The 382-nt window shown below is 40.3% G+C and carries 1 protein-coding gene; it reads right to left on the reverse strand.

The features are described 5' to 3' along the window. On the reverse strand, window positions 1-382 hold a 382-nt coding region (locus KH893_RS12875), incomplete at both ends, for an N-acetylmuramoyl-L-alanine amidase family protein (protein ID WP_281166407.1).

Below are 382 nucleotides of genomic sequence, written 5' to 3' on the forward strand. Positions count from 1 at the left end.
GTGATGATATTTAAAAACTTCATAACCTTCGGCTGCGTACTGTTCACCAGCTGAATTAAAGTGAAAACTAATATAAATATTGGCTTTAACTCGATTTGACAATGCTGGTCGCGAAGCCAGCGCGACGGGTTTATTCGTATGCCTGGTCATGATTACATGTACATTTTTTGCTTTAAGTAATTTGTAAACTTTTAAAGCTGTTCTCAAAGTATATGTTTTTTCCATTGCTCCGTTGCTTGCCTGAGTTCCGGAGTCAACTCCTCCGTGTCCAGGATCAAGAACAATTGTTGCTTCGGCTAAACGACCAGCACTTTTGGAGTTGTAATTCTTTTTTTTGATCAGCCAAGAGGCAACCCAACCTTTTTGTGAGCCACTCTCGACA

Source organism: Liquorilactobacillus sicerae, assembly GCF_029916425.1.
Classification (GTDB): domain Bacteria; phylum Bacillota; class Bacilli; order Lactobacillales; family Lactobacillaceae; genus Liquorilactobacillus; species Liquorilactobacillus sicerae.